Annotated in this window: 23 protein-coding genes; 14 read left to right on the top strand and 9 right to left on the bottom strand. The window is 36.0% G+C overall.

Annotation, left to right across the window (positions count from 1 at the left end):
- The first annotated feature begins 22 nt into the window (after positions 1-22).
- The 11 genes from BCF58_RS15825 (at position 23) to BCF58_RS15775 (ending at position 10,099) form a co-directional block, all read left to right on the top strand.
- On the top strand, positions 23-934 hold the full coding sequence (locus tag BCF58_RS15825) for a DUF4349 domain-containing protein (protein ID WP_121462765.1): 912 nt from the start codon (positions 23-25) through the stop codon (positions 932-934).
- A 165-nt stretch (positions 935-1,099) separates the two neighbouring features.
- On the top strand, positions 1,100-1,957 hold the full coding sequence (locus tag BCF58_RS15820; RefSeq protein WP_121462764.1) for a TraB/GumN family protein: 858 nt from the start codon (positions 1,100-1,102) through the stop codon (positions 1,955-1,957).
- A gap of 18 nt (positions 1,958-1,975) precedes the next feature.
- Positions 1,976-2,485 carry an RNA polymerase sigma factor gene (locus BCF58_RS15815; protein ID WP_121462763.1) on the top strand — a complete coding sequence of 170 codons (510 nt, stop codon included), beginning with the start codon at positions 1,976-1,978 and terminating at the stop codon, positions 2,483-2,485.
- A complete protein-coding gene (locus tag BCF58_RS15810; RefSeq protein WP_121462762.1) occupies positions 2,475-3,086 on the top strand; it encodes a hypothetical protein in 612 nt (203 codons plus the stop codon). The genes BCF58_RS15815 and BCF58_RS15810 overlap by 11 nt, the downstream gene beginning before the upstream one ends.
- Positions 3,087-3,291: 205 nt before the next feature.
- Positions 3,292-4,932: a glucose-6-phosphate isomerase gene (gene pgi / locus BCF58_RS15805; RefSeq protein ID WP_121462761.1), complete on the top strand. Its 1,641-nt coding sequence runs from the start codon at positions 3,292-3,294 to the stop codon at positions 4,930-4,932.
- Between the two features lie 29 nt (positions 4,933-4,961).
- On the top strand, positions 4,962-5,846 hold the full coding sequence (locus BCF58_RS15800) for a bifunctional 5,10-methylenetetrahydrofolate dehydrogenase/5,10-methenyltetrahydrofolate cyclohydrolase (protein WP_121462760.1): 885 nt from the start codon (positions 4,962-4,964) through the stop codon (positions 5,844-5,846).
- Positions 5,847-5,853: 7 nt separating this feature from the next.
- On the top strand, positions 5,854-6,483 hold the full coding sequence (locus BCF58_RS15795; RefSeq protein WP_121462759.1) for a 7-carboxy-7-deazaguanine synthase QueE: 630 nt from the start codon (positions 5,854-5,856) through the stop codon (positions 6,481-6,483).
- A gap of 47 nt (positions 6,484-6,530) precedes the next feature.
- The gene (locus tag BCF58_RS15790; protein WP_121462758.1) at positions 6,531-7,901 is read left to right on the top strand and encodes an exopolysaccharide biosynthesis polyprenyl glycosylphosphotransferase; all 1,371 of its coding nucleotides are present in this window, start codon (positions 6,531-6,533) and stop codon (positions 7,899-7,901) included.
- Positions 7,902-7,936: 35 nt separating this feature from the next.
- Positions 7,937-8,689 carry an MlaE family ABC transporter permease gene (locus BCF58_RS15785; RefSeq protein WP_121462757.1) on the top strand — a complete coding sequence of 251 codons (753 nt, stop codon included), beginning with the start codon at positions 7,937-7,939 and terminating at the stop codon, positions 8,687-8,689.
- Complete coding sequence (locus BCF58_RS15780; protein ID WP_121462756.1) at positions 8,689-9,504, top strand: ABC transporter ATP-binding protein; 816 nt, start codon at positions 8,689-8,691, stop codon at positions 9,502-9,504. The genes BCF58_RS15785 and BCF58_RS15780 overlap by 1 nt, the downstream gene beginning before the upstream one ends.
- Positions 9,488-10,099: an outer membrane beta-barrel protein gene (locus BCF58_RS15775; RefSeq protein WP_121462755.1), complete on the top strand. Its 612-nt coding sequence runs from the start codon at positions 9,488-9,490 to the stop codon at positions 10,097-10,099. Before BCF58_RS15780 ends, BCF58_RS15775 begins: the two co-directional genes overlap by 17 nt.
- Before the next feature lie 41 nt (positions 10,100-10,140).
- Here the strand turns inward: BCF58_RS15775 and BCF58_RS15770 are convergent, their stop codons facing one another.
- Together BCF58_RS15770 and BCF58_RS15765 are read right to left on the bottom strand one after the other, a co-directional pair.
- Positions 10,141-10,452 carry a DUF1049 domain-containing protein gene (locus tag BCF58_RS15770; RefSeq protein ID WP_121462754.1) on the bottom strand — a complete coding sequence of 104 codons (312 nt, stop codon included), beginning with the start codon at positions 10,450-10,452 and terminating at the stop codon, positions 10,141-10,143.
- Positions 10,453-10,534: 82 nt separating this feature from the next.
- Positions 10,535-11,344 carry a M48 family metallopeptidase gene (locus BCF58_RS15765; protein ID WP_121462753.1) on the bottom strand — a complete coding sequence of 270 codons (810 nt, stop codon included), beginning with the start codon at positions 11,342-11,344 and terminating at the stop codon, positions 10,535-10,537.
- A gap of 105 nt (positions 11,345-11,449) precedes the next feature.
- Here BCF58_RS15765 and BCF58_RS15760 point away from each other — a divergent pair, with 105 nt between their 5' ends.
- Positions 11,450-11,989 (top strand): DUF4251 domain-containing protein, encoded by a 540-nt coding sequence (locus BCF58_RS15760; protein WP_121462752.1) that lies wholly within the window; start codon positions 11,450-11,452, stop codon positions 11,987-11,989.
- A gap of 58 nt (positions 11,990-12,047) precedes the next feature.
- Here BCF58_RS15760 and meaB read toward each other — a convergent pair whose 3' ends face one another.
- Entirely contained in the window at positions 12,048-13,031 is a 984-nt protein-coding gene (meaB, locus tag BCF58_RS15755) for a methylmalonyl Co-A mutase-associated GTPase MeaB (protein ID WP_121462751.1), read from the bottom strand.
- 224 nt (positions 13,032-13,255) lie between these two features.
- Between meaB and BCF58_RS15750 the strand changes: the two genes are divergently transcribed.
- The gene (locus BCF58_RS15750) at positions 13,256-13,549 is read left to right on the top strand and encodes a c-type cytochrome (protein ID WP_121462750.1); all 294 of its coding nucleotides are present in this window, start codon (positions 13,256-13,258) and stop codon (positions 13,547-13,549) included.
- A gap of 22 nt (positions 13,550-13,571) precedes the next feature.
- Positions 13,572-13,859, top strand: a complete 288-nt coding sequence (locus tag BCF58_RS15745) for a cytochrome C (RefSeq protein ID WP_121462749.1) — start codon at positions 13,572-13,574, stop codon at positions 13,857-13,859.
- A 20-nt stretch (positions 13,860-13,879) separates the two neighbouring features.
- Here the strand turns inward: BCF58_RS15745 and BCF58_RS15740 are convergent, their stop codons facing one another.
- The 6 genes from BCF58_RS15740 to BCF58_RS15715 all read right to left on the bottom strand — a co-directional run bounded on the left by BCF58_RS15740 (position 13,880) and on the right by BCF58_RS15715 (position 18,753).
- A complete protein-coding gene (locus BCF58_RS15740) occupies positions 13,880-14,872 on the bottom strand; it encodes an enolase C-terminal domain-like protein (RefSeq protein ID WP_121462748.1) in 993 nt (330 codons plus the stop codon).
- A 3-nt stretch (positions 14,873-14,875) separates the two neighbouring features.
- Positions 14,876-15,499 carry a hypothetical protein gene (locus BCF58_RS15735; RefSeq protein ID WP_121462747.1) on the bottom strand — a complete coding sequence of 208 codons (624 nt, stop codon included), beginning with the start codon at positions 15,497-15,499 and terminating at the stop codon, positions 14,876-14,878.
- Positions 15,500-15,524: 25 nt separating this feature from the next.
- Positions 15,525-16,040: a tetratricopeptide repeat protein gene (locus BCF58_RS15730; RefSeq protein ID WP_121462746.1), complete on the bottom strand. Its 516-nt coding sequence runs from the start codon at positions 16,038-16,040 to the stop codon at positions 15,525-15,527.
- Positions 16,027-16,725 carry a peptide chain release factor H gene (prfH, locus tag BCF58_RS15725; RefSeq protein WP_121462745.1) on the bottom strand — a complete coding sequence of 233 codons (699 nt, stop codon included), beginning with the start codon at positions 16,723-16,725 and terminating at the stop codon, positions 16,027-16,029. Before prfH ends, BCF58_RS15730 begins: the two co-directional genes overlap by 14 nt.
- Position 16,726: 1 nt before the next feature.
- The gene (locus BCF58_RS15720; protein WP_121462744.1) at positions 16,727-17,272 is read right to left on the bottom strand and encodes a hypothetical protein; all 546 of its coding nucleotides are present in this window, start codon (positions 17,270-17,272) and stop codon (positions 16,727-16,729) included.
- Positions 17,273-17,361: 89 nt separating this feature from the next.
- Positions 17,362-18,753 (bottom strand): RtcB family protein, encoded by a 1,392-nt coding sequence (locus BCF58_RS15715; RefSeq protein ID WP_121462743.1) that lies wholly within the window; start codon positions 18,751-18,753, stop codon positions 17,362-17,364.
- Positions 18,754-19,236 lie beyond the last annotated feature (483 nt).

Here is a 19,236-nt window from a genome sequence, read left to right as displayed (position 1 = left end):
CAAAACAATAAAAATCAACATTATGAAAACCACTTACATCAAATTATCATTAGCATCATTACTGCTTTTAGGTGTATACTCATGTAAAAAAGGCGAGGCAACAGCAAGCGATTATGAACTATCGGCTTCCGCAGATTCTGCTTCGGCTATGATTTCCGACAGTGTTTCTTCTGTTGCCAATATGAAGGTAAAAGATAAACAATTCATCAAAACAGCAGATGTCAATATGGAAGTGAAGGATGTTTATGAAGCGACGATTTCCATTGAAAAATCAGTTCAGGATCTGGGAGGATTCGTAACTCATAGTGAATTACACAGCAATGTAATTTCGGAAGACATTTACAATACTTCCAATGAAAATGCGATGCTGGTAAAGAAATATCAGACAGAAAACACGATGCAGGTGCGTGTCCCTACAGAAAGATTGGGTGAGCTTTTGACTCTAATCAATAATAAAAAACTGTTTTTGAACTCAAGGGTCATCAATGCGGAGGATGTAACTGCAAATATAAAGTATGCAGAACTGGAAGGGAAAAGAATCAAAAAAACCGGCGAAAATATCTCTCAACTGAAAACCAATAAAGACAAGGTGAAAATGGGAGATGAAAATATGACGGAAGATAATTTGCAACAGCTCGCCAATATGGATGTTACCGATAATCTGAAATACAGTACTATTGATATTTACATCAAGGAACCTAAACTCCGCATTGCTGAAATTGCTATAACCAATTCCCATAATATTGATAATAAATATAAATTCAATTTTATCTACGATGCTAAAAATGCTTTTGTAGAAGGTTTTTACCTGATTCAAAAAATTGCAGTAGGATTGATTACTGTTTGGCCAATTTTATTAATACTGGGATTAGTCATATATTTTTTAAGAAAAAGAAAGCCTTTGAAAAACAATACTCCAACCCTTTCTGAATGATTGATCATGCTATCCTAACCTCTCGGTTATCATCATAATTTTAGATTTTACAAGCCTCCGGTTCCCCCGGAGGTTTTTCTTTTATTTTTTTCAAAAAAAACTGTAACGAAACTTTTCACTCTATTACCTACTCATTAAAACCATAAAAAATCAAAAAATAATATCATGAAAAAATTAGTTACATTTGGATTAGCCGTTTTATTATCATTCACAGCTGTTATTACAAAGGCACAGGACAAAAGTATTTTATGGGAAATTTCAGGGAACGGACTGTCTCAACCTTCTTATCTGCTTGGAACAATCCATGTAATGTGCAAAAAAGATTTTGAAATGAAGCCCAAAGTACTTAAAGCTCTTGAAAAATCGGAAAGCCTTGTCATGGAAATCAATTATACAGATCCGGGAGAAATGACCGCCTTACAAAAAATGCTTCAGGCAGATAAAAAGATCTCTGAACAGCTTACTTCTACAGAGGCAAATGAATTAGATGAAATCTTAAAAGAGTATCACACTAATTTACAAAATGTAGACAATTACAGTTCTCAGGCATTATATGCTCTTATTTCCACCAAAGCAATTCCGTGTCCGCAAACAGAGGTGAAAATGTATGAATTAGAGCTTTTGCAAAAGGCATTAAAGGAGAAAAAAAGTATTAAAGGATTGGAAAGTGTTAACGATCAGTTGAATTCTATAAACAAGGCATACCATTTAAAAGACATTATCGCTCAACTGAAAATGGGTAAAGAATATGAAATCCTGATGCAAAAAACGATTAATGCCTTCAAAAATGAGGACCTCAAAACATTAGATATGCTTCTTAAAGACAAAAGATTCATGAATGAAAAACAGGAAGAAGCTATGCTTTCTAACAGAAATAAAAACTGGGTTGAAAAGATGCCGGAAATGATGAAAAAGGAACGTTCATTTTTCGCAGTGGGAAGCGGCCATTTATGGGGAGATAACGGATTGATCAGTTTATTAAAATCTAAAGGATATACTGTAAAACCAATTAGCAACCTGTAACAAAACCAGAGAAATACGGTGAACAATCAAACAGAAATCACATTTTTGAAACAGGTCAATCAGCACAAAGGCATTTTATACAAGGCCTCCAGAATGTATGCTGATTCGTTAGAGGACCGGGAAGACCTCCAGCAGGAAATAATGATACAGCTCTGGAAATCTTATCAGAGCTTTAAAGGAAACAGTGAATTTTCCACATGGATGTACCGTGTAGCCATCAATACTGCTATTACTTATTTAAAAAAAGAAAAACAAAGAACGACGAATCATTCCGACGCACCTCATCATTTTGAAGTACAGACCGAAGAATACAATCCTGCAAAAGATAAACAATTGGAGATTTTTTATAAAGCGGTCCAGGAGCTCAATCCTTTGGAAAAAGCTATCATCTTTTACTTTATGGAAGGGCTTTCTCATCGTGAAATCGGAAACCATCTCGGGCTAAGTGAAGGCAACGCCCGTGTAAAACTCAACAGAACAAAAGAAAAAATACAGCAAATCATAAAAAAATCAGGTTATGAATTTTGATCAATTAAAAAATGAATGGAATAATGAGAACAATGAAGATATCAATATTCCCGACTCTATAAAAAAGCTAAAGGAGAGCAAACATCCTATTGAACGCATCCAGAGAACAATGAAAAGGGAATTTGTAATGCAGGTTATAGCCATTATATTAATCGCTTTTTTCCCATTTCAATTCGGATTTCCTTCTTCACAATATGTCATTTATTATACGTCCTATGCCATGTTGGTAGTAATTTCCTCTTATTATCTTTATGGGTTCTATCAATTTTACAAACAGACTGAACTGTACACCGGAAATACAAGAAACAGCCTGTGGAAAATCTATTACGAACTGCGTCTGAACATGGAAAGATACCAGTCTTTCGGGTTTCTTTTGCTGCCTCACTTTCTATTAACAATTGGTCTGGCTATTTATAATCAGCTTGAAGAAAAGGGAAAGTCAATTTCTGACCTTGCTTCATCTCATCAGCAAACTTTAATTTTGGTGGTATTGATAGGAACTTTATTTGTGGTAGCAAGTATTGTTTTATGGACAAAATATATTTACGGACGCTACGCCAAGCAATTAGAAACTATCCTGAATGAAACGGAGTATGAATAAGAATATTTCCGATCTCTTATTCCCATAATCGATAAAGGCTTCAGATGAATCTCCGTGCCTTACTTTAAAAAAATGTTATTTATTGACCTCAAATTTATTTGGGGTTTTATTTTTCCTTAAATTTGCAAACCAGGAAATTATATGCTTGGTTTTGAAATATTTTTCAACGCTGTAAACTATTCCTGTTTATATATAATTCTACAATATGCTATCAAAAATAAATCCTATACAAACCAACAGCTGGAAAGCCCTTGACGAACATTTTGCAGGTAATGATTTTGATTTAAGAAGCCTTTTCCAATACAACCCGAGCCGTTTTGAAGAATTTTCTGTAAAAAGAAATAATTTCCTTTTCGATTATTCCAAAAACTTAATGGACTCCCGAACAAAAGAGCTTTTATTAAATCTTGCAGACGAATGCCAGTTAAAGGATGCCATTTCCAAAATGTTCTCAGGAGATAAGATCAATGAAACAGAAGGAAGAGCTGTTCTTCATACAGCTTTAAGAGATTTTTCCGATAAAGAGATTCTGGTTGACGGTGAAAATATCAAACCTCAGATCAAAAGAGTTCTTCAGCACATGAAATCTTTTTCCGAAAGCATTATTTCAGGAGAACATAAAGGTTTCAGCGGAAAAGAAATCACTGATGTTGTGAATATTGGGATCGGAGGCTCAGATTTGGGGCCTGTAATGGTTGTTTCCGCTTTGAAACATTTTAAAACCAGATTACAAGTTCACTTTGTTTCCAACGTGGACGGAAATCATATAGCTGAAGTAGTTAAAGATTTAAATCCTGAAACCACTTTATTCATTATTGCTTCCAAAACGTTTACCACCCAGGAAACAATGACGAATGCCCATTCTGCAAAAGACTGGTTCTTAAAAGCAGGAAAACAGGAAGACGTGGCCAAGCACTTTGTCGCTTTATCCACTAATATTCAGGAAGTTAAAAAATTCGGGATTGCAGAAGAAAATATCTTTGAATTCTGGGATTGGGTTGGCGGAAGGTACTCTCTTTGGAGTGCGATCGGATTGAGTATCGTCCTTGCGGTAGGTTATGACAACTTTGAACAGCTTTTAAAAGGAGCATTTGATACCGATCAGCATTTCCAGGCTGCGGATTTCTCTGAAAACGTTCCTGTTTTAATGGGGCTTTTAGGAATCTGGTATCGTAACTTTTATGCAGCAACAAGCTATGCTATTTTGCCTTATTCACAATATTTAGACAGATTTGCAGCCTATCTTCAGCAAGGAGATATGGAAAGTAATGGTAAATGTGTTGACAGAAGCGGAGAATTTGTGGAATATGAAACAGGACCAATCATTTGGGGCGAACCGGGAACTAACGGACAGCATGCATTCTACCAATTGATTCATCAGGGTACAGAATTGATTCCTGCAGATTTTATCGCTTATGTAAAAAGCTGTAATGACATTTCTGATCACCAGGAAAAATTGCTAGCCAACTTCTTTGCTCAGACTGAAGCGCTTGCTTTTGGAAAAACGGAAGAGGAAGTTGAAGAGGAATTAAGAAATTCCGGGAAATCTGATGAAGAAATAGACAGATTATTAAATTTCAAGGTTTTCCACGGAAACACCCCTACTAATTCATTTATGTTCAAAGAATTAACTCCTTTTTCATTGGGACAGCTAATTGCAATGTATGAACATAAAATTTTTGTTCAGGGGGTGATCTGGAATATCTTCAGCTTTGATCAGTTCGGAGTGGAATTAGGAAAGGTTTTGGCAAACAAGATTTTGCCCGAGCTTGAAAATAGTGAAATGATCACGTCTCATGACAGTTCTACGAATGGATTGATCAACTATTATAAAGGAAATAAGTAAATTTGAACTCAATATCTAATAAAAGTAAAATGGCAGAAATTCTTGACGGACTTAAAGTATCCAAAGAAATAAAAGCAGAAATCAAGGTAGAAGTTGAAAAAATCCTTGAAGGAAAAAGAAGGGCTCCTCATTTGGTGGCTATTCTTGTAGGGAACAACGGCGCAAGTAAGGCGTATGTAAACTCTAAAGTGAAAGACTGTGAAGAAGTAGGTTTTCAATCCAGTTTAATCAAATTCCCAAGTACGGTTTCTGAATCTGAATTATTGGAAAAAATTGATGAATTAAATAAATCTAAAGCAGTTGACGGATTTATCGTTCAGTTGCCTTTACCGGATCAGATCGATCAGGAAAAAATTATCAATGCTATCGATCCAAGAAAAGATGTTGACGGATTCCACCCTGAAAACTTCGGAAAAATGGCATTGGAAATGGATACGTTCTTACCTGCGACTCCATTCGGAATTTTAACGTTATTGGAAAGATATAATATTGAAACAAAAGGGAAAGACTGTGTAATCATCGGAAGAAGTAAGATTGTAGGAAGACCTATGAGTATTTTGATGGGAAGAAAAGATTTCCCGGGAAACTCTACCGTTACCCTTACACACTCTTATACTAAAGACATTGAAGAATATACTAAAAAAGCAGACATCGTTATTACCGCTTTAGGGGATCCTCACTTCTTAAAAGGAGACATGATCAAAGAAGGAGCAGTAGTTATTGACGTAGGAATTACAAGAGTAGACGACGATTCTCCAAAAGGTTACCACCTTGCAGGTGATGTGGATTTTGACAGTTGTGCCACAAAAGCAAGCTGGATCACCCCTGTTCCGGGAGGAGTCGGACCTATGACAAGAGCGATGCTGATGAAAAACACCATCATTGCGTACAAAACTTCGGTCTATAACGACTAATTTTAAAATGAACAAAGAAGAAGATATTTTATTAAAAGAAGGTAAAATGCTCCCTGTGATGGAGCATTTTTACACTTTACAGGGAGAGGGGGCACATACCGGAAAAGCGGCTTATTTTATCCGTTTAGGAGGTTGCGATGTCGGATGTCACTGGTGTGATGTAAAAGAGAGCTGGAATCCTGATCTTCATCCTCTTATGAATGCTGAAGAGATTGCAGAAACAGCTGCAAAACATTGTAAAACAATTGTATTAACGGGTGGAGAGCCATTAATGTGGAATTTAGACATATTAACATCCAGATTGAAAGAACTGGGATGTTCCATCCATATTGAAACATCAGGTGCTTATCCGATGAGCGGTCATTTGGACTGGATTACTCTTTCACCTAAAAAGACAGGCCTTCCGAAAGAGGAAATTTATCAGAGGGCGAATGAACTGAAAGTTATTATTTTCAACAATCATGATTTTACCTTTGCAGAGGAACAGGCGGCCAAAGTTTCGGAAAACTGTAAGCTATATCTTCAGAGTGAATGGAGCAAACGTGATGAAATGTATCCTAAAATCACAGATTTTATTTTGGCTCACCCGGAATGGCAGGCTTCAGTGCAAACTCATAAATATCTGAACATCCCATAAAAATATGTAATTTAGCTTGAAGTATTGTTTTTAATAGTATTTATTAGATGCAAAGAATTCGATATTCTAGATATTTAAAGTCGATTATCATTTTGCTTGACCTCCTGGTTATTGCATCTATCTTTATTTTTTTCTTTATCAGCAGAAATGAAGATTTAAAATATAATCGGGAAACATGGTATCAGAATATATTTTCTCTCTTATTGTTATTTTTATTCTGGATGCTTCTGAGTGGCAGGACAAAAATTTATAATATTCCGAGAAACTTGACCTATACCCTATTTCTTGAGCGTCTTTTAATTCATTTCATACTATTTATAATCGGGGTTTTATTAATAGGAAAAGTAAGTTATAATGTTTTTTTCAACTCAGATATTTACTGGCTTTCCTTTTACTTATTTTTCTTTATTTTTCTTATGAAATCTCTTATATTCTTCGGTATCAAATATTTCCGGAGCCTTGGGATCAATTACAGGAATGTGATGTTTCTGGGCAAAAACAGTTCAACCGAGATTTTAAGAAATATATTCAGCGAAAGGACAGACTACGGATACAGAATCTTCAACTATCCTTATCATGATATTAGTCCGGACAAGCTTGTGGAATTCTGGAAGGAAAACGAAATCCATACTTTATTCTTGTCGAGTGAGAATTCACTGGGCGAACATGCAGAAAACGAAATTTTCAGAAGAGCGGAAGCCCATAAAGTTCATGTTTCTCTGATTCCCAGTATCACCCAAAGTGACTTTTTTCTTTACGACCTGGCTTATATTCAAACACAACCTGTTTTAAACCAGGCAAAATATCCTTTGGATTATTATGCCAACTTTTTAGTAAAGAGAACGTTTGACGTTGTTTTTTCCATCCTGGTGCTCACCTTCATCTGTTCCTGGCTCTTTCCCATTATTGCCGTACTCATAAAAGCAACTACCAAAGGACCTGTTTTTTTTCTTCAAAAAAGATATGGATTTCATGAAGAGGTTTTCACTTGCATTAAATTCAGAACTATGGTTGTCAATGAAGAATCTTCTACAAAAACGACACAGGATAATGATTCCAGGATTACCAAAATAGGCAAATTCCTAAGGAAAACAAGTTTGGATGAAATGCCGCAATTTATCAATGTTTTAAAAGGAGAAATGTCAGTGGTTGGTCCGCGTCCCCATATGCTTGCCGTAGACAATTATTATAAACCTAAAATTGGGAGATACAGTTTAAGAAGCATGGTAAACCCAGGAATTACAGGCTTGGCCCAGGTAAATGGTCTGAGGGGTGACTTCGGGAATATTGAAGTAGAAATGAATAAACGCGTTTTGGCAGATGCATTTTATGTCCGAAACTGGAGTTTTGTTCTGGATCTGGTTATTATTTTGAAAACTGTTTTATTAGTAATTGGTGGGGATAAAAACGCAAAATAAATAATGCTTTAATAAAAAAAGGTTAATTTAGCAGCATGTTAAAAAAGTTTTTCACAGCTGTAGGAGAATATATTATTCTTTTGGGGAAATCCCTTCAGAAGCCTCAGAAAATGAGGGTATTCTGGAAGCTGTTCATGAGAGAGATCAATGATTTAGGAGTCAATTCATTCGGGTTGGTGGTTTTTACCTCTATATTCGTAGGAGCGGTAGTTGCTATTCAGATGTTCAACAATTTCGATGCGTCTTCCTTCCCTATACCGACCACCTTTGTGGGATATGCTACCAAAGCAGTTCTGGTACTTGAATTTTCCCCTACTATTATCAGTTTGATCCTGGCGGGAAAAGTAGGTTCTTATATTGCCTCCAGTATTGGTACGATGAGGGTTTCGGAACAGATTGACGCTCTGGATATCATGGGAGTAAATTCTCCGAATTTCCTGATATTCCCTAAAATAATAGCATGTGTCTTATTTAATCCATTATTAATCGCCATCAGTATTGTATTTGGTATCGGAGGTGGTTATATGGCAGGAATTCTTACAGGCAACTGGACGGAAAATGATTATATAACCGGTATTCAGATGTATATGCCTAACCTGTTCATCTACTATGCTTTTGCTAAAACAACAGTATTCGCTTTCATTATCGCAACGGTTCCCGCTTATTTCGGATATTTTGTAAAAGGAGGATCCCTGGAAGTGGGTAGAGCGAGTACACAGGCTGTAGTGTGGACCATGGTTTTCATTATCATTTCGGAATTAATTTTAACCCAATTAATATTAAGCTGATGATTGAGGTAAAAAATCTTAAAAAGAGTTTTGATGAAGTTGAAGTACTTAAAGGAATTTCAACCACTTTTGAGAAAGGAAAAGTAAATTTAATTATTGGGCAGAGCGGTTCAGGAAAGACAGTTTTTCTTAAAAGCTTATTGAATGTTTATCAGCCTTCTTCAGGGGAAATCCTTTTTGATGGAAGAGATATCAATGTCATGAACAGGGAAGAAAAACAGCATTTACGATCTGAAATAGGTACTTTATTTCAGGGAAGTGCCTTGTTTGATTCCTTAACTGTAGAGGAGAACATTATGTTCCCGCTGGATATGTTTACCAACCTTACTTTCAGAGAAAAGAAAAGGAGGGTCTTTGAAGTAATAGGAAGAGTTCATTTGGATAAGGCCAATAGAAAATTTCCGTCTGAAATTTCCGGGGGGATGCAGAAGCGTGTAGCTATTGCAAGAGCCATCGTAAACCACCCTAAATATCTGTTCTGTGATGAACCTAATTCAGGGCTGGACCCATATACTTCAAATGTAATTGACGATTTATTGCTTGAGATCACCAAAGAATATAATACCACAACCATTATCAATACTCACGATATGAATTCCGTAATGACGATTGGGGAAAAGATTGTTTATCTGAGATTGGGAATTAAGGAGTGGGAAGGAAACAAAGATATTCTGATTACTGCAGGCAATAAAAACCTCATCGACTTCGTTTATTCATCAGAGTTGTTTAAGGAACTAAGAGAATATCTACTAGAAAATAATAAAACTATTGAAAATACAATCACAAAACTAGACGATAATGAAAAAGGTACTTAGTATAGCATTAATAAGTTTTTCCGTATTTGCTTCTGCACAAATTTCTCTTGCCGGTAAAGCCAATTTAATTTTCCCTACAGGTTCTCCGTCTTGGGAAAACATCAAAGGAACTGTAGTGGATGCTGCCAATAATGAAGGTAAAAATAATGTAGGTTTTAACGTGGGACTTTCCTTGAAAGTAGGTCTTCCGACTTCATTTTATGTAATGCCGGAATTGTATTACACTTCTTTTAAAAATGAATATACGGCAGCCAATACAACATTCGACATTAAGAACAACCGTATAGATTTGCCAGTGCTTTTGGGATACAATATCTTAGGAAATACATTAGGTGTTTTTATAGGTCCTGTGGCAAGTTATAATTTGAGTAAAGAAGATACGTTCAACGACTTCAAGGAAAATGCAAGAGATAACTTTACCGTGGGATACCAGTTCGGAGCTCAGCTTGAAATTCAGAAACTGATTATCAATGCAAGATACGAAGGGGCTTTAAGTAAGGATGAAAGAAATTTCATCAACAGGGTATCCGGTGAAGAAATCAGATACGACAACCGCCCTAATTTATTTATGGTAGGGGTTGGATATAAATTTTAATTAATTCATTGAAAATAACAACTATTCAAAAAATCCTCAAATTACATTTGAGGATTTTTATTTTGGTTTTCCAGTTCTGCCTGACGTTTAGCGATTTCGGCAGCCTGTTTTTCTAATTCTTCTTTATCTTTTTGCAGCTGCTTAAATTCCCTCCTCTTCTGCTCTTCTTTGATGGCGCTTCCTTTACTTACGTATCCTACCATTCCACCAATAATAAGCCCTATGCCTATTCCACCCATAATTCCCATAATATGAGAAAGCTTAATCTGCTCTACGGCAAAATCAGTAGTCAGGTAAAAAAGTAAAGCTGATACAGCTAAAAGAATAAGTCCGGTAATTGATAAACTCTTCATAATTTTGTGTTTAGTAATTAAAAAGCCTTATCAAATGTAAGGAAAATTTAATAAGGCTTTTTCAAAATTAAAATTCTAATAACTATATTTTTCCGCCCGCAGCCTTATAATATTCTAATGCCTTAGGAAGATCTCTCTGAATATCAGAAATTCTTGTTTCAGGATTAGGGTGGGTAGATAAAAACTGAGGAGGTCTGCTGCTCCCTTTAGAAGCTGCTTCCATTCTGTTCCAGAATGGGATCGCCGCTCTCGGATCATAACCTGCCATAGACATCAGATATAGCCCCATTTGGTCTGCTTCAGACTCCTGATTTCTACCATATTTCAGCAATGCCACCTGGGAACCTACCGGATACACCTGCTGGAAAATATTTGCCCATTGAGCATTGGATATGGTGCTTCCTAAAATAGCCCCTCCATATTGAGCTACCATTGCCTGGGAAATTCTTTCATTACCATGACCTGCCAATGCGTGAGATACTTCGTGTCCCATTACCACTGCAAGTCCGTTATCATCTTTTGTTACCGGCAAAATACCTGTATAGACCGCTACTTTTCCACCCGGCATACACCAGGCATTTAGCTCGTTGCTCTGTAAAAGATTAAATTCCCATTTATAATTAGCGAGATCTGCTGATCTGCCGATACTTTGATAATATCTTTCAGCAGCGCTTTTTATTCTGTTTCCTACACCTACCACTCTTTTTGCATCTGCTGTTCCGGTAATTACTTTACCTTTGGCCAAAGTTGTTTTATATTCCTGTGCAGACATCGTCATGATTTCAGAATTATTGGCTAACTGCAAAGAAGACCTTCCTGTGATCGGGTTGGTGGTACAAGCTGCAACTGACATTGCAATTGCTCCTATTCCTAATAGATGTGTTATTTTCATAGTTTAGAGTGTTAATAATTCAACTTTAACAATTTCTATTCCAAAATATTCCCGAATGAAGATTTGCATACATTTTGCTATTTAAAATTAATAATTATTAAGGTCATGAAAAAATATATTTCACTTCTATTTGTTTTCGGTTTTTTATTTTTCTTTCAAAGCTGTTCTTCTCAAGCTACAGCAGATCCGAAAACAGTGGATGCATTAGTCAATTCCCAAGAATTTACATTTTATGCCACAAGAGCCAATCCTACGAATTACGATGTTATCAACGTTATGAATTCAATGCCTAATTCTACTTCTACAAGAATGTTGGAGCTGAGTGGCGGAAATTATACCATTGAACTAAAAAACAATACTCTGGAGGTTGTTTTACCTTATTTCGGAAGGTCATTTACGCCATCATACAGCAATAATGACAATAGCTACAGATTTACCTCTAAAGATTTCACGATTAATAAATCCCAAGGTAAAAAAGGAAAATGGATTGTAACAATTAAACCTAATGATGTAAAAAATGCTCCGGAAATCATTATTGAGGTCTTCAAGAACGGAAAAGCTCTAACTTCTATGAGAAGCAATGACAGACAACCTATATCTTATGATGGATATATTGCTAAAAATGAAGAAACATCCAAACAGTAAAATGATCATTTTCTCTACTAAATAACAAACCTGTCAGAAATTCATAAAAAGGAAAAACCTAGCTATCCTTCAAGAATTTCTCTACAAATAACTTTGCTTCGGTACTTGGATTTGAAACCATCGCCGAAGCATTTTTTTTATGCTGAATATAAGCTTCCTCCATGGAGTTATTTCGCTTCATCATCGCCAGAATATACTCCTGTACCCAATAATCGAATCTTTTTTCCGCCTGTTGGGTTCTGACTTTTTCAAAACGGCCGGTTTTCTTCTTTAATCTGATAAATTCATCAATTTTCTGATAAACGTCTCCCAAGCCTTCATTATGTAAAGCCGAGCCTAACAGAACAGGAACTTTCCAGTCTTTTTCTTTGGGAGGAATAAAATCTAAAGCTCTTTTTAATTCAAGGCGTGTATTTTTGGCTTTGGGAAGGTTGTCCTGCTCCACTTTATTAATAAAAATAACATCTACCATTTCCATAATCCCGCGTTTTATTCCCTGAAGCTCATCGCCACCACCTATAATTTTAAGGAACAGGAATATATCTGTAATGTCTGCAACCAGAACTTCAGATTGACCCACTCCTACCGTTTCAATTAAAATATAGTCGTAACCCGCTGCCTCGCAGATCATCATCGTTTCAAAAGTTGTATTCGCAACACCGCCTAAAAAACCGGAGCTTGGAGAAGGGCGGATGAATGCATTTTCCTCTTTTGCGAGTTCTTCCATTCTGGTTTTATCACCTAAAATGCTTCCTTTATTCACTGCAGAGCTCGGATCAATGGCCAAAACAGCTACTTTTCTGCCGTTAGAGATAGCCAATCTTCCAAAATTTTCTATGAATGTCGACTTTCCCGCACCCGGAACTCCCGTTACTCCTACTCTTATGGAATTTCCGGTAAGTGGCATTATTTTCTTTAATAATTCTTCCGCCTGTATCCTGTGTTCAGCCTTTTTGCTTTCAACCAGGGTGATAGCTTTTGCGATCAGGCGTTTGTTACCTGACTGTATTCCCTGTATAAGCTCTTCTGTAGAAAATTTCATTGATTCAAAAATAATAATTAAATGTGAGAATGTGAACGGCGAACCGTGAATTGTCAATGGTGAATGCATTTCACCCGTCAATTTTTCTTTATTAAAAATTCACTATTCACCATTGACAATTCACTTGTCCTTACTTTTTATTTCTTCTAAATTAAAACTACACGGGTTTTTATCAATAGCAAGCGGAATTCATTACATTTGTTACTAATCAAATTTTAAATAACATGAAAAAAATATTCGCTGTAGCATCATTCACTGCTGTTTTATTAGCTTCTTGTACTCCAAAAACATCAACGCCAACTGCTGCTACAGGGCCTGCCACTTCTACTGCTGAACAAATTGCCCAGGGAAAAACGATTTTTGAAAATTCATGCGGCAGATGTCATAAGTTGCCAGATCCAACATCTCACAACTCTGTACAATGGGTAGGAATTATGAACTCTATGGCTCCGAAAGCAAAGCTTACGGATGAGCAACATCAATGGGTTTATGATTATATTGTTTCTGTGAAGAAATAAATCATTTCAAAAAAATAGTATTATGAAAAAATTGATTTCAGGTATGATTTTAGGCTCCGTTTTTATGGTATCATGCGGACCTAAGAGTGTAGCGGTCACCGGGCCTAAGTACACCTCATCCGAACAGTTAGCTCAAGGAAAAACCATTTTTGAAAATTCATGCAACAAGTGTCACAAATTACCGGATCCGGCTAAGCATGATGATCAGGGATGGATAAAAACCTTAAGCAGAATGGCGCCAAAAGCCAAATTGAGTGACGACCAGCATCAAATGGTGTATGATTATCTGATTTCTGTAAATAAAAAATAAGCTTTCTTGGAAAGCTTATTTTATTTCAACTGTATTCCTAATCCCGGCTTTCCGGACAACATTATTTTCCCGTTTTCAACAAAATTGCCTGTTGCATAATCGTTGGAAATGAGATTGGCTCCGTCTAAATCTGAATAATCAGCAAGCCCGGTCAATACACATCCTGCGGAAATCCCAACGGATGATTCTGTCATGCAGCCGATCATTATTTTGTATCCCAGTTCTCTGCCTTTCCGGATCATTTCCAGCGCTGGTGTTAAACCGCCGCATTTCATCAGCTTTATATTGATGCTTTTGTAATAGGGAATAAGTTCTTCCAGAGAATCCATATCCTGGCAGTCTTCATCTGCCATCCAATTGGCAAAGCCCTCTTTCTTTAAAATGCTATATTGATCAATTGGTCTTGGCTGTTCAAGATATGAGAATTTTTGAACTTCTATGTTTTCCTGCAACCAGATACAATCTTCATTGGTAAAGCTTGCATTGGAATCTAAAGCGATATTTCTATTAAGCTGTAAAAGCTTTTCAACATTATCTTTATTCAATCCTTTGCATTTTACTTTGAATCTGTTCCATTTACTTTTTTCAATTTTCAGGATTTGCTTTTCAATATCGTCAACTGAAACTGTAATGGAACTTTCCACCAGATTTTCATGGGGTATATTATTCAGTTCTATGAAACTTTTGTTTTCAAGTTTTCCAAAAAGATCCCAATACGCGCAATCTAAAGCGGACAGTAAAAATGGATGCAAATTCAGACTCACCAGAAACTGAAAAAACTCTTTGGGATGAATGATCGGATGAACCTCAATCCGGGATTGAATTTCTTTTAATGTTGAAGCAAAGTTTGGCAGATTGATCTGATAATAATCTATGGCTATACATTCCCCGTATCCTTTATTGCCCTGATGAAATAATTCTACAAGCAATGCTTCTCTTTTATCATAATTTCCATAGGCAATAGAGAATGTTTCTTTTAACCGGAGCTGTTTTATGGTGAAATTTAGCTTCATATCTTAACTTATCCAGTGATCAAATGATTTGACTTCTATCCATTTTCCATCCACTTTTTTATAAATTGCCGTGTATCCTCTTCCGTTTAAATATCCACAGGAAGTAGAATTTTGAACTACACACATTGTTTTGTCTTTATTGAAAAAAGGCACAGAAAATCTTTGAATACATTTATTGCCATACTTTTTATCAAACTCTGTCCAATAGTCACTTTCTTTATTTTCGTTTAATTGGTACAGTTCCTCATCCGTAGTATATTGTAGGTGCTTTTTTATTCTATTTTTGTCAAATTTAAACTTCTTCAATATTTGAATTTCGTCCCGATAATAAGCGGAATCCTTACTTATAAATATTGAATCATAATTCAAACTGATTCCAAATCCTGGCGGAGGTGGAGGCGGTTCATTGGTATCCATCGGTATTTCTAAAGAAATAGGTTTCACGGAAATGTTATAAACATATGTATCTGTAAATTTTTCTTTTGCTTCTATTTCATTTATCAATTGATTTAAAACCTCATACTTTAGATCTAAAGTTTCATCTTTGGGAATAATCTCTTCTTTTCTATTTTCACTTTTCTTACAAGAGAAGAGCAAAAGCAAGAGCAAAAAAATAATGTATTTCATAAATTAAATCTACAAAAAAGGAGACTCATTTCGTCTCCTTCTCAATTTTATTTTGTTTTTTCTTCGGCATTTTTGACTTGATAAATTTTTTACGATCTCTTACTAAATCCAGACTATATAGTGTGAAGCAATACTTTTCTGCCTCGTTCAAAAATTTCAATGCATTAGAAAAACTTCCTCTTTTCTCGGAAAGTAAAGATCTATGTAACAATAGTGTTGACTTATCGATTCCTTTTATTTTCAATGAATATTCAATTAACTTTTCGGCTTCTCTCAGGTCTTCGTTATCCAATAGACATTTAATATAATATTGAGGTACATTTAAATTCGTCATGTCACATTGCATAGCTTCTTCAAAATAGAGTTTTGCTTTTTCAAAGTCATTTAGCATTTCACTATAGATTCTTCCCATCAGACAAAGGCTGTCCGCATCTTCAGGATCGTAAGACAATGCATAATTCAAGGCTTCCAGACAGTCAGGAAGACTGTATGGATAATTATCTAAGGCTTCGAAATAGTATTTATTCTTAGTTAAGGTCATTGTTGTTGTTTTTTAATTCATTTTTCAGGACATTTCTTTGCTTTTTGAAAGATTTATCCTTGTAATTCTTTTTAAAATCTGTCCCGGAAAATGTACGGACCGGGTTTCCTCTCTGCACCTGCAAATGATTGTTCCAGGTTTCCTGCATTCTTTTTTCCAGCTGTTGAATATGCAGCTCCATCATTTTTTCTTTTAACCGAATAATGGAAAGCTTTTTATTCTCCAACTGTGATCGGGAATCCTGTACAAACACACTTTTCCCGCTGGGAATATGTGTAGCACGAACAGCAGTGTTGACTTTGTTTACATTTTGCCCACCACTTCCCTGGCTTCTCGTCGTTTGAAACTGAATATCTTTTTCATTGAAATTGATCTTTTCCAATCCTTCCATCTCAAAAATTCCGATAAACCAATTGCTTCTTTTATGCAGCTTCCGGAATGTACTTTTTCCTACCCAACAGATACTTCCTAGCCAGCCTTTTAAAAATTGAGATAAATCTTTTCCTTTTAAAAGTATACTTACGGATTTCAATGTCAGGTTTTCATCACCATTTTCACGGTGAATGATTTCATATTCTATATGATTATCTTTTGCTTCCTCAAGGAAGACCTTCAGAATTTTGGCAACTACCCACTGACATTCCAAAGGTCCTCTTCCTGAGGTAATCTGTATTAATTTTTCCATTTTATTTTGGTATTTCACTTAATCTGGAATGACCAACAGGATTTATTCCTTTTTCCAATAAATCTTTGGCAGCCATTACAGCCCAACATTTATCACTGGAATGGATATTTCTGTAAAATGAAAGCAGGATTTCGGGTTTTACAACAGTAAATCCATTAGATTCAACAGTTTCCAACCCGTTTCTTTCAAAAAAATCTATGGTAATCCTGTGAGATTTTCCGTTATCCAGTTCTACCGTTTTCTCATACCTTCGAAAGTTCTCTTCACTGGGTAAATGATCGTAACGGGTCCAGACTTTCTGAAAGCCTTCCTGTTGAAGAATGATTATCACCCCGGCAACATTTTCTTTTTCTACAAAAACATCAATATCCTTATGATCGTGGGCATGTTTATATTCCGTATGCCCTGCTTCAGACATAAAATGCCATGCCCAGCCTCCAGATAAAATGATCTTATGTTTTAATTTTTCTAAAATTTCAAGTCCGTGCCTGATTCTGAATTCCGGCCAGACTTCACCGTATCTTTTTATATTATGTGGTGCTCCCATTTCTTTTTAATTTTAAGTTGAATATTAATGGTTGAGAATGGTCAGCATGAAATAATCTGCCAACCAATAACTCTCAACTATTAACCAAATTATTTATCCATTCTTACGATTCTCGGTTGAAAGGTTCCGAGGATGTCTACCAATTCGCTTTGTGCATTCATCACTTCGTTGATGTCTTTATATGCCATTGGTGCTTCTTCTGCATTTCCGCCCATTAAAATGACATTCTTTAGTTTCAATTCTTTTTTGATGTCATTTTGAGTGAAAAGATTTCTGCATTCTCCTCTTGAATAAGCTCTTCCTGCTCCATGTGAAGCTGAATTCAGGGAATCCGGATTTCCTTTTCCACGAACGATAAATCCTTTTGCCGTCATGGATCCGGGAATCATTCCCAGTTCATTTTTATGGGCCGGAGTAGCCCCTTTTCTGTGAACAATCACTTCTTTTCCATTATGGATTTCTTTCCAGGCAAAATTGTGGTGGTTTTCGATTCTCGCTTTCACTCTTCCACCAACTGCTTTTACCAATCGTCTGTGAATATCATCGTGACAGGCTGAAGCATAATCTCCTGCTAAATTCATAGCTGTCCAATATTCTAATCCGAGGTGGGTATTCAAATCCAGCCATGCAAATTGCTGCGCTTCTTTTGGCAACGGACATTGTTCTACTGCAACCCTTGAATAATACTGGGCGATTTCAGCTCCCAATCCACGCGAACCGCTATGTGAAAGAATTCCCAGATATTTACCTTTCGGTAATCCAATCTGTTCGTCCTCTTCGGTAATTTCCACTTCCCCGAATTCTACAAAATGGTTTCCGCCACCGGAAGTTCCCATTTGCTTAATGGCTTTCCCTTTTAATCTCCTCAAAACCGGAATCATATCAAATGTATCTCTATCGAAAATTTCATGTTCTCCATGAAGTTTATGCGTTTCATACATTCCGAATTTGGTATGTTCAGCCAGTGCTTTTTCATATTTATCTTTAGCACCATCCAGATATGAAATTGGCGTATCCAAAATACTGAGGCTCATTCTGCAACCTATATCCATCCCGACTCCATAAGGAATGACTGCATTTTCCACAGCAAGAACTCCCCCGATCGGAAGTCCATAACCGCTGTGTGCATCGGGCATTAAAGCTCCCTGTATTGAAATGGGGAGTTTCAAAGCAGTATACAGCTGATTTTTCGCTTCATCTGAAATTTGAGGTCCGAAAATCTGAAAAGAAGCACGGTTTGTATTGAGCATTCTCTTCTCTGTTTTCTTTGATGAAAGCAAAGCTTCAGCAATTTGCCCGAATGTTAAATCTTTTTCAAAATGTTCCGGATTCAGGAGTATTTCTTTTAAAAGAGATTTCACATAATGAATGTTTTTTGTTGCAAAATTTCTTTTCATAACCTCCAGAGCGATGTTTACACTTTGGTTGTTTGGATAGCCTAATTTTAATATATCTTTTCCTTTTAGTTTTAAATTTCCCATTGTTTTTGTTTTAGAAATTAGAGGTGAGGTTAGAAGTCAGCTTCTAATATACACACCATTGATCTATCAACTAAAAATTTAGTTGATATGAATTTTTGTCATTTTTGACTAAGAAAAACAAATTCTTCTTGGACAGAATGACAAGATAATTATTATGAACCGGTAAAGAGCCAATCCTTCACTTCGTTCAAAATGATATTAAAAGGATTTCGGGGAAACTAAGTTTGAAATATTGCGCAATAAAAAACCCGAAATCTCTACGACTTCGGGTTCTGATATTTCATTATACTGTTATTCTAAGAATGTACCATACCACGAAGCCTTACCACCATAAGCGGTAATCCAACTGTAGAATTATGATTAAATCTGAACATTTGCTTCGTTGTTATTAAATGGTTAAACTTTAATTTTCTGGTGCAAATATATTAAATTTTCTGAAACTGCAACTTTTTTATCCGAAAATAAGAAAGCCTGAACAAATAT

Origin of the sequence: Chryseobacterium defluvii, assembly GCF_003634775.1 — a bacterium.
GTDB lineage: Bacteria > Bacteroidota > Bacteroidia > Flavobacteriales > Weeksellaceae > Chryseobacterium > Chryseobacterium defluvii.
The sequence above is the reverse complement of the archived record's forward strand: the minus strand, read 5'-3'. Positions and strand labels throughout refer to the sequence as shown.